The organism is Providencia rustigianii (assembly GCF_900637755.1).
Lineage (GTDB): Bacteria > Pseudomonadota > Gammaproteobacteria > Enterobacterales > Enterobacteriaceae > Providencia > Providencia rustigianii.
In genome coordinates this window covers 3,739,677-3,754,646 of record NZ_LR134396.1, presented here as the reverse complement: position 1 = coordinate 3,754,646, position 14,970 = coordinate 3,739,677, and the positions used below count along the sequence as shown (strand labels likewise).

Here is a 14,970-nt window from a genome sequence, read left to right as displayed (position 1 = left end):
CCCAAAGCACTTTTTTTCTGATATGAATATAGGGAACAGGGTGAATTTAGCGGTCTGCATCACAAAACATTATTACAGCCGACTGAAATTTTCTTACAGGAAATCCAGAGCAGTTTGTTAACCGTTCATGAGAAACGGGGTGGCATCCTGCCAACAGCACAAGATCAGGAGTCCCATGAATCAGCAATATTCCGCAATGCGCAGTAATGTCAGTATGTTGGGTAAACTACTCGGCGATACTATCAAGGAAGCTCTCGGGGAAGATATTCTCGATAAAGTCGAATCCATTCGTAAGCTATCCAAATCCTCTCGTGCTGGTAATGAAGTTCAGCGCCAAAAATTATTGGTGTCCTTACAAAATCTCACGAACGATGAGCTACTACCAGTTGCTCGGGCATTCAACCAGTTTTTGAATCTGACCAACGTGGCTGAGCAGTACCATAGTATTTCTCCCCACGGAGAAGCGGCAAGTAACCCAGTTGCACTGCAAAAATTATTTGGGCGTTTAAAAGAGCACGATTTTAGTCACGGAGATATTCAAAAAGCCGTTGAAGAATTATCGATTGAGCTCGTGTTGACGGCACACCCAACTGAAATCGCGCGTCGTACCTTGATCCATAAATTGGTCGAGGTGAATACCTGTTTATCCCAACTTGACCATGATGATTTAGCCGATTACGAGCGTAATAATATTATGCGCCGCCTGCGTCAGCTCGTCGCACAATCTTGGCATACCGATGAAATCCGTAAAATTCGCCCAACGCCAATTGATGAAGCAAAGTGGGGTTTTGCCGTTGTCGAAAACTCCCTGTGGGAAGGTGTTCCTGCATTTTTACGTGAGTTCAATGAACAACTTGAAGAGTCGATTGGCGCGGAATTACCTGTCGAAGCTAATCCGATTCGTTTTACTTCATGGATGGGGGGAGACCGAGATGGTAACCCAAATGTGACCGCAGAAGTCACCCGCCATGTATTGCTATTAAGCCGTTGGAAAGCGGCGGATTTATTCCTCAAAGATATTCAAGTATTGGTTTCCGAGCTTTCCATGACGGAAGCAACTCCAGAATTACGCGCCCTAGCGGGTGGTGATGATGTTGACGAACCTTATCGTCAAATCGCAAAAAATTTACGTAGCCAGCTATTCTCAACGCTCGAGTATTTAGAGCGTCGTGTCAAAGGGGAGCAGGTTTTACCACCAGCAGACCTATTGACGGATAATGCCCAATTATGGGATCCGCTATACGCTTGCTATCAATCACTGATTGCCTGCAATATGAAAATTATTGCCAATGGTTCATTGCTTGATACCCTGCGCCGTATTCGTAGTTTTGGTCTGCAATTGGTGCGTATCGATGTACGCCAAGAGAGCACTCGACATACGGAAGCATTATCGGAGCTAACAGAATATTTAGGGCTAGGAAATTATGGCGAATGGTCGGAGGAGGAAAAACAACGTTTCTTACTGACCGAATTACAATCTCGCCGTCCGTTGATCCCGCAAGATTGGCAACCTTCAGCGGAAACGCAGGAAGTATTTGAAACCTGCCGAGTTATTGCCAAAGCGAAGAAAGACTCCATCGCAGCCTATGTCATTTCAATGGCAAAAGTCCCATCGGATGTTTTAGCGGTTAAATTACTACTCAAAGCATCTGGGGCTTGCATTAAATTGCCAGTGGCGCCTCTGTTTGAAACACTGGAAGATTTGAATAATGCAGAAAGTGTGATGACAAAACTGCTTAGCATTGAGTGGTATCGCAATCTAATCGGTGACCATCAAATGGTGATGATCGGTTATTCTGACTCTGCAAAAGATGCGGGGGTCATGGCGGCATCTTGGGCGCAATATCATGCGCAAGACTCTTTGATTAAACTGTGTAAAAAAGAGGGTGTGAAGTTGACCCTGTTCCACGGTCGTGGAGGCACCATTGGTCGTGGCGGTGCACCGGCACATTCTGCTCTACTTTCTCAACCACCGGGTAGTCTGAAAGGCGGTCTACGAGTTACCGAACAAGGGGAAATGATCCGCTTTAAGTTTGGTTTACCGCAAGTCACTATCAGCAGCTTAGCAATGTATGCGAGTGCGATCCTCGAAGCTAACTTACTGCCTCCCGCAGAGCCGAAAGAAGAATGGAAAGCGGTGATGAACACGCTGTCCGAAGTCTCTTGTGAAATGTACCGCGATTATGTCCGTGAGCAGCCAGACTTTGTTCCTTATTTTCGTGCTGCTACACCGGAATTAGAGCTGGGTAAACTGCCATTAGGTTCTCGCCCAGCTAAACGTCGACCAACGGGTGGGGTGGAAACGTTACGCGCAATCCCATGGATTTTTGCATGGACACAAAACCGCTTAATGTTACCGGCGTGGTTAGGCGCAGGCGCTGCGCTGAAACATGTCATTGAGAAAGAAGGGAAGCAAGCCGTTCTTGATGAAATGTGGCAGGAATGGACGTTCTTTAAAACCCGTATTGCGATGCTGGAAATGGTGTACGCGAAAGCAGATTTATGGCTGGCGGAATACTATGATCATCGCCTGGTTGAAAAACGTTTATGGCCATTAGGACAGAAGCTGCGTGACCAATTATCGGAAGATATTAAAAGTGTGCTGGCAGTATCGAAGGATGAAGCGTTGATGGCCGACTTGCCATGGGTTGCGGAATCTATCGCATTACGTAACGTTTATACGGATCCATTGAACGTGCTGCAAGCCGAATTGCTTCATCGCTCTCGCCAACAAGAGCATCCAGACCCTCGCGTTGAGCAAGCGTTGATGGTGACGATTGCGGGTGTTGCGGCGGGGATGCGTAATACGGGTTAGAGGTTTATTGTTAGAAGTGAAGAGGCTGCCGATTGGCAGCCTCTTATGTTTATGGGTTATTTCGTTTTGCTTTTTTTCTGATCTTTATGTACCAACTCATACGCTGAACGGGCACGAGGGTGTATAAAGAAATGGTTCACTGGCGCATTATGGGCTTTGATATGCACCATGGATACGTTAGTGGATTTACCAGCTTTATTATGGAATGCGTAAATAATAAATGGCAGTAAGAAAATGATGACGAAGCTAACACCTAACAACGTGACGTAAGTGGTTGCATCTGCGCCACCAGGCAGTGAACTTGGCGGGAAGAATGAGACAAAGAAGGCAAGAATTGACACGATGAGTCCCACTGTCGCGACGACAAGTTTGACGCCTTTTCCGCCCGGAATATTGAAGGAACGTTGTTGGTCAGTTTGTTTGCAGACTAAATGCATGTAGCCAAGGAAGAGCATGAAGTAGCTGCATAAGTAGATAACTACAGTTAATGCCAACGCAATTAGGAATGACATATTACCGCCACCACCTGTATTGGTGAGAACAATAATAGCCACGGTAGTGATCAGTAACTGAGAAATAACCAACGTGACTGGCACGCCATTTTTATTCACTTTGGCAAAACTTTTCGGCAGTATCCCTTTTTGTGCGGCCACATACATACCGCGTGAAGGGCCTACGATCCAAGAGGCGATTTCTGCTAATACCCCAAGTAACAGTAATGCGACAATAATCCGCACAGCCCACTCAAAGGTTGAATTAAAGTGAGTCACTAAAACTTTAAAGGTTTGTACCACACCAGCAGAAAGGTTGATTTCACTGTTTGGAATAACAGCTGCAACAGATAACCCACCAATCGAACTCAAACAGATGGCGGCAATCATCAATAAAAACATTGCGGCAGGGTAATCTCTACCGGGGTTTTTCATCTCATTAACGTGGGTCGCAGAAGCTTCAACACCCATGTAGCTTAAGATAAAGGCAACGAAAACAACCAATGTCCCAATTTGGGTAAAGTCAGGGAAAAAGGTTTTAGTGCTCATTTCAATTGCTAAAGGTGCGCCGCTCATCAGGTAGCTGATTGCGAGACCGACTAAGATCAATGCAGGTAACAGAATCCCTGCAAAGAAACCGACTTTAGCAATAGTTGCCGTGTATTTTGTACCGCCAAATTGTGTGAATGCCAGAACCCATAAGATCACTAAAGCCCCGATAGTCTTCGTGACTGGATCGGTGTTAAGTTCAGGCCAATCAAGAATATAGGATAGTGCACCGAGCACGAAATACAGCATCGGAATAAAGCCTATCGCGATTTGTAGATAACCAAAAGAAATTGCTGCAAATCCCCAACGCTCTCCCAAGGTGTTGGAAACCCAAGCAAAAACGCCTCCTTCTTCCCAACCTTTTACCGTTGCCATTTCAGCGGCACATAAGGCGACAGGGATAAACCACAGTAGACCACCCAACAACAGAAAGAAGACTAAGCTGAAACCCGAAGTGGCGAATGTCGGATATTCATACACCGCCATAACCATGGATGCGGTGATTGCAAAAAAACCTAATAAGGTGAGTTGTTTTGCTACTGGAGCAGCGGTTGACGTCGCCATACATATTCTCCTGACATATGTTTCATAGAATCAGTCGGCGTAGAAAGAAATACGCCGACTGGATGAACGGCTTAATAATTAGCTGTGATTGAAACCACCGCTTTCTTCTTCAGATAGCGGTTTGCTGACAGGATGTTTATCGAAATAATCTAAGGTACGTTTGAAGTCTTCAATTAATAAAGATGCCAGATCTAAACTGACGCCGTGACGTACAAGAATACGCTGGATAACCAGGTCTTCACGGTTCGCCGGCATTGAGTAAGCAGGGACTTGCCATCCACGGCTACGCAGTTTATCGGCAATATCGTATAAGGAATAATTGCTGTTTTTCACATCATCTTTCAGTTTCCATGCGAGGGCTGGAATACCGCTAGCACTGTCACCATCGAAAATCATTTCGAATGGTCCCAGTTTTTCGATTTCACGAGCAAGGTATTGTGCAGTGGCGTAGCAGGCATTGTGAATTTTTGCATAGCCTTCACGGCCTAAACGTAGGAAATTGTAGTACTGAGCGATGATCTGTCCACCCGGGCGAGAGAAGTTTAATGCGAAGGTTGGCATGTTACCGCCGAGATAGTTAACATTAAAAATCAACTCTTCAGGTAAGTCTTTCGCTTCACGCCAAATAACCCAACCTGCACCTAATGGTGCTAAACCAAATTTATGTCCGGAGGCATTGATTGATTTGACGCGTGGCAAACGGAAGTCCCACTCAAGTGTCGGTGCGCAAAAAGGCGCTAGGAAGCCACCACTCGCTCCATCCACATGGATAGGAATATCTAAGCCCGTTTCTTTTTGCAGTTTATCCAGTGCATCATGAACCGCTTTAACTGGCTCATATTGGCAAGTAAAAGTGACGCCCAAAGTCGGCACAACACCGATGGTGTTTTCATCTACGCGTTTTAAAACTTCTTCTGGTGTCATGATCAGGCGGTCGCCTTCGAGAGGAATTTCTCTAAGCTCAACGTCAAAATAACGTGCAAATTTGTGCCAGCAGATTTGTACGGGGCCACAGATTAAGTTTGGTTTATCGGTAGGTTTACCTTTTGCCGCTTGTTTTTTACGCCATTGCCATTTTAATGCAAGACCCCCAAGCATTGCTGCTTCAGAGGAACCAATGGTGGAGCAGCCCAACGTATTTTGTGCGTCTGGGGAGTTCCATAAATCGGCAAGCATATGGACACAGCGGTTTTCAATTTCTGCAGTTTGTGGATACTCATCTTTATCGATCATATTTTTATCGATAGATAAGTCCATTAAGCTGCGAATTTCATCATCAACCCAAGTTTGGCAAAACGTCGCTAAGTTTTGTCTGGAGTTACCATCTAGCATTAACTCATCACGTACCGCACTAAATACGTTGCGTGGATCGCTTTCTTTAGTTGGAAACTTCGTTTTTGGTAATGATTGAGATAAATCTAATGATGCATAGACATCATCTAATTCACTATATTTTGAAGATACTGATTTATTATTCATACAACGAATCTCCTCAATAATTGAGTTTTGATTACTAGAAGGATTTAAGATTCTTGTATTTGATATAAGCACAAAAATAAATCTAAATAAAGCTCATTAAAGGATTAATCTTATTTAATTTGCAGTTGTTTCCATTATTCGTTTTGATGGTAAATATGATTTAAATTTGAAGTTAATCAGGTATAACAAATTATCAACATTGTTAATATAAATTTTCAATAAGTGATTTAATGTAAAAATTCATTACATATCAAATGGATGAATAAATATTTATATGAAATGAATGGGATTTGCATAATTACCACTCAATATCTATGGGTATATGGAATAAGAATGAAATAGCGTTTTACTATAATATTTATCATATTATATAGAGTGCTCAATAATGGATGCTCTTATTGAGATGTATTTTACTTTGAATTTTAACTTAATATTTCGGTTATTTTTAAAAATATATTCTTGATTTATTTTAAAAATAACAAATATTTAGTCTAATATTGATGATGTTGAAATATGAGGGTGAAATTGAATTTTGAAAATGAAGCTAATTAATCGGGCTAATTAGTGGCAAGACACAATTAACCCGATATTTGAGAAGGGTATAAATCGTTAATTAAGGTCTCACACCCAATGTGTGGCAGATTGCATAGGTCAGTTCAGAACGATTTAACGTATAGAAATGAAAATCTTTAACGCCTTCACGACTTAAAATTTTCACCATATCCATCGCAATTGAAGCGCCGACTAAATTACGACTTTCAGGATCATTATCCAATCCTTCATACATTTTGCTCATCCATGTTGGAATACGCACATTGGTCAACTTAGCAAATCGCTCTAGCTGGCGGAAGTTCGATACGGGTAAAATTCCCGGGACAATCTCGACATCGATGCCAGTTGAAACACAGCGGTCACGAAAACGTAAATAACTTTCCACATCAAAGAAAAATTGGGTAATGGCACGGTTAGCTCCAGCCTCAATCTTTTTCTTCAAATTTATCAGGTCAGCCTGAGCACTTTTCGCTTCCGGATGGACTTCGGGATAAGCGGCAACTGAGATATCAAAATCGGCTTCATTTTTTAACAGCTCCACCAGATTGGTTGCATACATTTCGGGTTTATTGCTGTTATCGGGTAAATCACCGCGTAGGGCGACAATATGTCGGATACCATTATTCCAATAATCCCTTGCGATAGATTTTAATTCTTCTGGGTTAGCATCAATACAGGTTAAATGTGGTGCAGCCACTAAGCCTGTTTTGTCTTTGATATCTTTAATTATACTATGGGTTCTATCTCGCTCACCTGAGTTGGCTCCATAGGTTACGGAAACAAATTTGGGTTTTAGATTTTTCAGTCTATCGATAGATTTCCATAACGTTTGTTCCATTTCCGCTGAGCGAGGTGGGAAAAATTCAAATGAGACATTAATTTGACCATCTAATTCAGCCAAATTTTGATTTAGCGCCTCGCGCTGATTTGCGTGAAAGAAACTCATACCCTGTGACCTCGCCATTAGCAGACTGATTATTTAGTTGTTTTAATTAATTGTTCAATGTTCTCTACCCATTTAAACTTCTATACGTTTAGACGTCTAAATAGAGATTACTTGATATTCAATGAGAGTCAACTCTTAAATCAAATTTGGCACTGATGTTTTTTCAGTCGCAACAGGAAAAAAATTCATGATGGGGAAATGCGCGGAGTAGAGTTACTCCGCGTGAGGTGAAAATTATTCAGTAAAACAGAAGTGTTCGACCATTTGGCTGATTAACTGACGTGTCGGTTCAATGAAATTCATATCAATAAACTCATCAGGCTGATGGGCTTGCTCAATGGAGCCGGGACCTAACACTAAGGTTGGGCACAGTTCTTGGATAAACGGTGCTTCAGTACAGTAGTTGACCGTTGCCGCTTTTTGACCCAGTAATTGTTCAATGACTGCCACCATTTTATGGTCAGTCGGGCATTCGTATCCTGGAATCGGAGGGTGCATTTCTTCAATGGCTAAACGCCCTGGCCATTTGGCGCGAACGGGTTCTAAAGCTTCATTTAGCAATTCATCGAGATCTTGCAGTGTCAATCCAGGAAGAGGGCGGATATCCATATGTAATTCACAGCAGCCACAAATACGGTTTGCTGCATCTCCGCCATTAATATGACCAAAATTCATGGTTGGATATGGAATGACAAATGCTGGATTGTTATAGCGTTCTTTTAATGTATTTCTCAATGTCATTAAGTGGGAAATAGATTCATGCATTAACTCGATGGCATTCACCCCACGAGCAGGATCACTAGAATGCCCAGATTGGCCTGTAATACGAATTGCATTAGAAAGATGACCTTTATGCGCTCGTATTGGCTGCAATGATGTTGGCTCACCGATGATGGCAAAATCAGGGCGCAATGCCGTATTCGCTGCAAAGTAGCGCGCACCTGCCATTGAAGTTTCTTCATCCGCGGTTGCTAATATATGTAGCGGGCGTTTGAGCGTAGTGAGGTCGACATCCCTTAATGCATCGATAATAAAGGCAAAAAAGCCTTTCATATCTGCGGTACCGAGGCCATACAGCTTGCCATCGTGTTCGGTGAGTTTGAATGGATCTCTACTCCAGCGGCCATCGTCGAAAGGTACGGTATCGGTATGACCACACAGCATCAATCCTCCGTTGCCCTCACCAATGCTGGCTAACAAGTTATATTTGTCTCGGGTATCGGGAACAGGTTGGATATTCACCGAGAAGCCTAAAGTTTCTAGCCATCCGCCTAATAGCTCAACAAGCGCTTTGTTGCTCTGATCCAAATGAGAATCGGTCGCACTAATCGATGGAGTTGCTATTAATTGACGATAAATCTCAATAAATGCAGGTAATTTAATATTCACTGTTGACAGCCTTTATCCATAATAGTATCAATATTCATGCACTTTATTTGAATAAAAATACACATTAAACTGTTTGGGTCACGAGTACAAGGTAGAATACACATGTTGAACACACTCATTATCGGGGCCAGTGGCTATACTGGAGCGGAATTAGCAGCATATTTACAGCGTCATTCTGAAATTCATCTTTCCGGTCTGATGGTATCCGCACAAAGTGCTGATGCGGGTAAATGCTTCTCTGATTTACATCCTCAGTATAAAGGTATTATTGACCTTCCTGTACAGCCATTAACGGATGTGGCTGCAGCGGCACAAGGCATTGATATTGTTTTTCTCGCGACTGCCCATGAAGTTAGCCATGATATTGCACCTCAATTTCTAGAAGCCGGTTGTGTGGTGTTTGACCTTTCAGGAGCTTATCGGGTTCAAGATGCTGCGTTCTACCCACAATACTACGGTTTTGAACATACAAATACCCAATGGTTAATGCAAGCAGTTTACGGTTTAGCAGAATGGCAAGCCGATAAAATCCGTCAGGCGCAGCTGATTGCTGTGCCTGGATGCTACCCAACAGTTTCTCAGTTATCGCTAAAGCCATTGATTGAAGCTGATCTGCTGGATGAAAACATGTGGCCGGTGATCAACGCTACCAGCGGTGTCTCAGGAGCAGGACGTAAAGCCTCAATGACTAACAGTTTTTGCGAAGTAAGCTTACAGCCATACGGTATTTTTACTCATCGCCATCAACCGGAAATTGCTACACATTTAGGAAGAGAGGTGATTTTCACGCCTCATTTAGGCAACTTTGCACGGGGCATACTGGCAACAATCACTTGTAAGGTGAAAGCCGGCGTTACAGCGAAGCAAATTAGCCAAACATTTAAAGATGCGTATCAAAATAAACCATTAGTCCGTTTATATGACAACGGGGTTCCTGCACTAAAATCCGTTGTGGGAACGCCATTTTGTGACATTGGTTTTGTATTGAAAGGTGAGCACCTGATTTTAGTGGGGACAGAAGATAACCTATTAAAAGGTGCAGCAGCGCAAGCCGTTCAGTGCATGAATATTCGGTTTGGTTTCGACGAAACGCAGTCATTACTTTAATGCTTTTATGGCAATTTATTAAGGATAAATCTCCATGCAACCTTTAGTGATTAAATTGGGCGGCGTGCTACTTGATAGCGAAGAAGCTCTCGAAAGATTATTTACGGCTATCCAAACCTACCGTCAGGCTCATCAGCGTGAACTGGTGATTGTGCATGGTGGGGGATGCTTGGTTGATGAATTAATGCAAAAACTGCAATTGCCGGTTGTGAAGAAACAAGGCCTGCGAGTAACTCCTGCGGACCAAATCGATATTATTACAGGGGCGTTAGCGGGAACAGCGAACAAGACATTGTTAGCCTGGGCGATTAAACACCAACAACCGGCTGTGGGTTTATCCCTTGGTGATGGTCATAGTGCGGTTGTTACCCAAATTAATGATGAGTTGGGTCATGTAGGAAGCGCAAAACCTGGTGACGCTAAGTTATTGAAATTACTTTTATCTGGTGGTTATTTACCGATTATTAGCTCCATTGGAATTACCGATGAGGGGCAACTTATGAATGTGAATGCTGACCAAGCGGCAACCGCTATCGCACAAGCCTTAGATGCAGACTTAGTCTTGCTTTCTGATGTTAGCGGCATTCTGGATGGTAAAGGTCAAAAAATTGATGAAATGACCACGGATAAAGCTCAAAAGCTGATTGACCAAGGCATTATTACCGATGGCATGATTGTTAAGGTTAATGCGGCCTTAGATGCGGCTACCACATTAAAACGCCCTGTAGATATCGCTAGCTGGCGCCATGCGGAACAGTTACCCGCCTTATTTAATGGTACCGCCATTGGTACACGAATTATTGCGTCGTAAGTACCTAACTTATTGCGAGCAAAAAATAAATAACACATTTAATTAAACAGAATTGGGATAGGTAAGTTATGAAAAACGGCATCAAGAAAATTGTTTTAGCATACTCTGGCGGCTTAGATACTTCGGCGATCATTCCATGGTTGAAAGAAAACTACGAAGGTTGTGAAGTTGTCGCTTTCGTCGCGGATGTGGGTCAGGACAGAGAAGACCTCGTTGGCGTTGAGAAAAAAGCGCTGCAATCGGGGGCATCTGAGTGCTACGTGGTTGACCTGCGTGAAGAGTTCATCAAAGAGTACATTTACCCCGTTCTGAAAACAGGTGCACTGTATGAAGGTAGCTACCTGCTAGGGACTTCAATGGCGCGTCCTATTATCGCTAAAGCGCAAGTTGAAATTGCCCTGAAAGTCGGTGCGGATGCTGTTGCTCATGGCGCAACAGGTAAAGGTAACGACCAAGTTCGTTTCGAAAGCACTTATACTGCGTTGGCTCCACAGCTGAAAGTGATTGCGCCATGGCGTGAGTGGGATTTACGTTCCCGTGAAGCGCTGTTGGATTACTTAAAAGTACGTAATATCCCAACGACCGCTAGCTTAGAAAAAATCTATAGTCGTGATGAGAACGCATGGCATATCTCTACTGAAGGTGGTGTATTAGAAAGCACGTGGAATGCAGCTAACCAAGATTGCTGGGTATGGACTGTCGATCCGAAAGATGCACCGGATGAAGCTGAATTAGTGACCGTAGGTGTGAAACACGGTGAAGTCGTTTCAGTGAATGGTAAAGAGCTATCTCCATTGGGTTGTTTAGAAACGTTGAATACGTTAGGTGCGAAACACGGTGTGGGTCGTATTGATATCGTGGAAAACCGCTTAGTGGGAATGAAGTCTCGTGGTTGCTATGAAACGCCGGGGGGCACCATCATGATGGCAGCACTGCGTGGCATCGAGCAACTGGTATTAGATCGTGATAGCTACAAATGGCGTGAACAGTTAGGTCTGGAAATGTCCTATGTCGTCTATGACGGTCGCTGGTTTGCACCACTGCGTCACTCTCTGCAAGCAGCAGCTGAATCATTAGCACAGGATGTGACCGGTGAGGTCGTTCTGAAGTTGTACAAAGGCCAAGTGATGGCTATCCAGAAAAAAGCGGATAAGAGCCTGTACTCTGAAGAGTTTGCAACCTTTGGTGAAGATGAAGTTTACGATCAAAGCCATGCTGGTGGCTTCATTCGTCTATATTCACTCTCTTCACGTATTCGTGCGCTGAAAGAGCAGAATAAAGCCAAATAATCGTTAATATGCATTACCCCGGCGGCATTAATGTGTCGTCGGGTGAAACACTTATTTTATCAATCAGGTAGGGATTCGTTATGGCACTTTGGGGTGGACGTTTTAGTCAACAGGCAGATCAACGGTTTAAACTATTCAATGATTCACTGCGTTTCGATTATCGCTTAGCGCAGCAAGATATCGTGGGATCTGTAGCATGGTCAAAAGCATTAGTTACGGTCGGCATTCTGTCTGATAGCGAACAAAAATCTCTTGAACAAGCACTGAATGAATTATTGGCGGAAGTCCAAGCAGACCCTGAAGTTATTTTGCAAAGTGACGCAGAAGATATCCACAGTTGGGTAGAAAGTAAGCTGATTGATAAAGTGGGTGATTTAGGCAAAAAACTGCATACAGGTCGTAGCCGTAATGATCAAGTTGCTACAGACTTAAAACTTTGGTGTAAAGACCAAGTGGCGCTGCTACTGGAGGCGGTGACGGAGTTACAAAAAGCGTTGGTGATCACCGCAGAAAATAATCAAGATGCAGTGATGCCGGGCTATACCCATCTACAACGTGCACAGCCAGTAACTTTTGCCCATTGGTGTTTAGCTTACAGTGAAATGTTGGCGCGTGATGAAAGTCGTTTACAAGATACCTTAAAGCGTTTGGATGTCAGTCCATTAGGTTGCGGTGCATTAGCAGGAACGGCTTATGACATCGATCGAGAGCAACTTGCATCATGGTTAGGTTTCTCATCGGCAACCCGTAACAGTTTGGATACAGTATCTGATAGAGACCATGTATTGGAATTATTATCGGATGCAAGTATCGGTATGGTGCATCTATCTCGTTTTGCTGAAGATTTAATTTTCTTCAATAGTGGTGAAGCTGGGTTCGTTGAGCTCTCTGATAAAGTGACTTCAGGTTCATCATTAATGCCTCAAAAGAAAAATCCTGATGCCCTAGAGCTGATCCGCGGTAAATGTGGGCGTGTACAAGGTGCATTAACGGGTATGATGATGACACTCAAAGGTTTACCATTGGCATATAACAAAGATATGCAGGAAGATAAAGAAGGGTTATTTGATGCGTTAGATACTTGGTTGGATTGCATGCATATGGCGGTGTTGGTTCTGGATGGTATTCAAATCCGTCGTGCACGTTGTGAAGACGCAGCAAAACAAGGTTATGCAAATGCCACTGAGCTGGCGGACTATTTAGTCGCCAAAGGGGTTCCATTCCGTGAAGCACACCATATTGTGGGTGAAGCCGTGGTTACAGCTATTGCACAAGGAAAAGCGCTAGAAGAGATGGCATTGAGTGATTTGCAGAAATTCAGTTCAGTTATCCAATTGGATGTATATGAAATTTTATCGCTACAATCATGTCTTGATAAGCGTTTAGCAAAAGGCGGGGTTTCTCAAATGCAAGTAGCGAAAGCCATTGAGGATGCGAAAGCTCGCTTAGAAATGTAGCTAAAAATGGGGGGTAGCATAACTACCCCAATTTCCATAACAATAATTTTAGCTATATTTAATGGTTAACATACCTAATTGCTTGTCTTCATTCAGCCAATCATAAGAATATAAACTTCTACCACCATTCAGTTTTTTCCAGCCTTCAGTTTTAACTAATTTATTTAAATCAATATTGCTTGTGGTCATGTCTGCATTATCATCTAAACAATTTAGAGTGACATGTTTGCTACTTACTTCGTTCAAGCATGGGGTATGTACGATAGCTCCAGAGAATTGAACTGTACCATTATGTTCATTACTTTCAGCGTATGCATTAATTGAGTTTAATGTAGGAATTAGCAGTAATGCCATTAATGTACGAGAAAATGTTCTTTTAGTCATTGAGATTGATTTTTGCATAATAGTATCCCCTAACTGATTTTTGATTTAATCAGTATTTTTGGTTTGTTAGTAAATTAATATAATTTTATGTAATTAAGACTATTTTATTTTTAATTACATAACTGCGTTTGATGTAGTGAATGATAAAGTAAAAAACACGTTTAAGGTGTAAATATTAAAATTGAAATGTATGGAAATTTTAAATTAAAACTAAAGTGTTTTGCATAATATCAGTATAGGTTAGGTGTAAATACTTAATCATAAAAAACTGAAATTTATTTGTTTTTTACAATCTGGTGGTTATATTAACTATTTTAAACTTAAAAATAAGACTAATTAACTAAATTCGCACTTCCGAAGATGATTGTCTTTATCGGTATATCCATGCGTATATTAAATTTATCACTAATATTTTTAATATATTATTTAATATGTGTTTACAAACTTTGATTGAATTTGAAAGTAAATATAACAAAGTGTTTCTGATTGATGAATATAGCTTTTATATTATTATAGTAACCACATGTTAATCTAATATTAAATATATAGGCTATTTAAATGTCTTTAGGTTTTATTTTTAGTTATAAAGTCTTTATTACTTACATCATATCAAAGTATTTTTATAGTCAATCTGAGCTAGATGAGTTTTGGGTGATTACCTCGATAGCTAAGTGCTGGAATTACAGACTTTTTTAATAAGTAATGTATGTTGTACATTGTGTATTAATTAGCGTTGAAACATTCCTTAGTTATTAAAGTAATTTATCTTTCTGATGTTGAGAAATCTAATGGTCACCTACAATGTTTATTACATTTTTACGTCATATTCGAGCGGGCTAATTATTCGCCTGAGACATTGATAATTCAACTTTGAATGTATTAATAAATATTACATAAAAAACAGTGAGTTAGTTATTTTTGTTATTTTTTCAATGGTAATTATAAAGTTTGTCTTGACTTGAAGTGATTATCTTTCTCGATATCAAAATTTATTTTTACTCAACAGTAAAATTGATCTATCGTACTAGTTTGTAGGTTCTTCTTGCATATAAGAATCTTTAATCAAAAACTTGTAGCCTCAAACTAGTCAAGTTGTTGGTTATTTGTAGCGTATTTAAAAATGTTAAGTTTAATTTG

The 14,970-nt window shown here is 41.7% G+C and carries 10 protein-coding genes; 5 read left to right on the top strand and 5 right to left on the bottom strand.

Annotated features, from left to right (window positions below):
• Positions 1-175: 175 nt before the first annotated feature.
• On the top strand, positions 176-2,815 hold the full coding sequence (gene ppc, locus EL244_RS17345; RefSeq protein WP_115164786.1) for a phosphoenolpyruvate carboxylase: 2,640 nt from the start codon (positions 176-178) through the stop codon (positions 2,813-2,815).
• A 56-nt stretch (positions 2,816-2,871) separates the two neighbouring features.
• On the opposite strand, the gene gadC is transcribed toward ppc, so the two are convergent.
• From gadC to argE, 4 genes are all read right to left on the bottom strand, one after another.
• Positions 2,872-4,419 carry a glutamate/gamma-aminobutyrate antiporter gene (gadC, locus tag EL244_RS17340; protein WP_126462533.1) on the bottom strand — a complete coding sequence of 516 codons (1,548 nt, stop codon included), beginning with the start codon at positions 4,417-4,419 and terminating at the stop codon, positions 2,872-2,874.
• 78 nt (positions 4,420-4,497) lie between these two features.
• Positions 4,498-5,898 carry a glutamate decarboxylase gene (gene gad, locus EL244_RS17335; RefSeq protein WP_006816255.1) on the bottom strand — a complete coding sequence of 467 codons (1,401 nt, stop codon included), beginning with the start codon at positions 5,896-5,898 and terminating at the stop codon, positions 4,498-4,500.
• Positions 5,899-6,511: 613 nt separating this feature from the next.
• Entirely contained in the window at positions 6,512-7,396 is an 885-nt protein-coding gene (metF, locus tag EL244_RS17330; protein WP_039855918.1) for a methylenetetrahydrofolate reductase, read from the bottom strand.
• A 234-nt stretch (positions 7,397-7,630) separates the two neighbouring features.
• Complete coding sequence (argE, locus tag EL244_RS17325; RefSeq protein WP_006816253.1) at positions 7,631-8,785, bottom strand: acetylornithine deacetylase; 1,155 nt, start codon at positions 8,783-8,785, stop codon at positions 7,631-7,633.
• 102 nt (positions 8,786-8,887) lie between these two features.
• Here argE and argC point away from each other — a divergent pair, with 102 nt between their 5' ends.
• From argC to argH, 4 genes are all read left to right on the top strand, one after another.
• Positions 8,888-9,892: an N-acetyl-gamma-glutamyl-phosphate reductase gene (gene argC, locus EL244_RS17320; RefSeq protein WP_126462530.1), complete on the top strand. Its 1,005-nt coding sequence runs from the start codon at positions 8,888-8,890 to the stop codon at positions 9,890-9,892.
• Between the two features lie 34 nt (positions 9,893-9,926).
• The gene (gene argB / locus EL244_RS17315) at positions 9,927-10,703 is read left to right on the top strand and encodes an acetylglutamate kinase (RefSeq protein ID WP_006816251.1); all 777 of its coding nucleotides are present in this window, start codon (positions 9,927-9,929) and stop codon (positions 10,701-10,703) included.
• 68 nt (positions 10,704-10,771) lie between these two features.
• Positions 10,772-11,992, top strand: coding sequence for an argininosuccinate synthase (locus EL244_RS17310; protein ID WP_006816250.1), 1,221 nt, complete (start codon positions 10,772-10,774; stop codon positions 11,990-11,992).
• Positions 11,993-12,072: 80 nt separating this feature from the next.
• Complete coding sequence (gene argH, locus EL244_RS17305; protein ID WP_126462527.1) at positions 12,073-13,449, top strand: argininosuccinate lyase; 1,377 nt, start codon at positions 12,073-12,075, stop codon at positions 13,447-13,449.
• 48 nt (positions 13,450-13,497) lie between these two features.
• Here argH and EL244_RS17300 read toward each other — a convergent pair whose 3' ends face one another.
• On the bottom strand, positions 13,498-13,851 hold the full coding sequence (locus EL244_RS17300; protein ID WP_126462524.1) for a hypothetical protein: 354 nt from the start codon (positions 13,849-13,851) through the stop codon (positions 13,498-13,500).
• Positions 13,852-14,970 lie beyond the last annotated feature (1,119 nt).

Bases quoted from the DNA above. Each gene is read 5' to 3' on its own strand.
- ppc (WP_115164786.1), top strand. From the start codon at position 176: ATGAATCAGCAATATTCCGCAATGCGCAGTAATGTCAGTATGTTGGGT.
- gadC (WP_126462533.1), bottom strand. From the start codon at position 4,419: ATGGCGACGTCAACCGCTGCTCCAGTAGCAAAACAACTCACCTTATTA.
- gad (WP_006816255.1), bottom strand. From the start codon at position 5,898: ATGAATAATAAATCAGTATCTTCAAAATATAGTGAATTAGATGATGTC.
- metF (WP_039855918.1), bottom strand. From the start codon at position 7,396: ATGAGTTTCTTTCACGCAAATCAGCGCGAGGCGCTAAATCAAAATTTG.
- argC (WP_126462530.1), top strand. From the start codon at position 8,888: ATGTTGAACACACTCATTATCGGGGCCAGTGGCTATACTGGAGCGGAA.
- argB (WP_006816251.1), top strand. From the start codon at position 9,927: ATGCAACCTTTAGTGATTAAATTGGGCGGCGTGCTACTTGATAGCGAA.
- EL244_RS17310 (WP_006816250.1), top strand. From the start codon at position 10,772: ATGAAAAACGGCATCAAGAAAATTGTTTTAGCATACTCTGGCGGCTTA.
- argH (WP_126462527.1), top strand. From the start codon at position 12,073: ATGGCACTTTGGGGTGGACGTTTTAGTCAACAGGCAGATCAACGGTTT.
- EL244_RS17300 (WP_126462524.1), bottom strand. From the start codon at position 13,851: ATGCAAAAATCAATCTCAATGACTAAAAGAACATTTTCTCGTACATTA.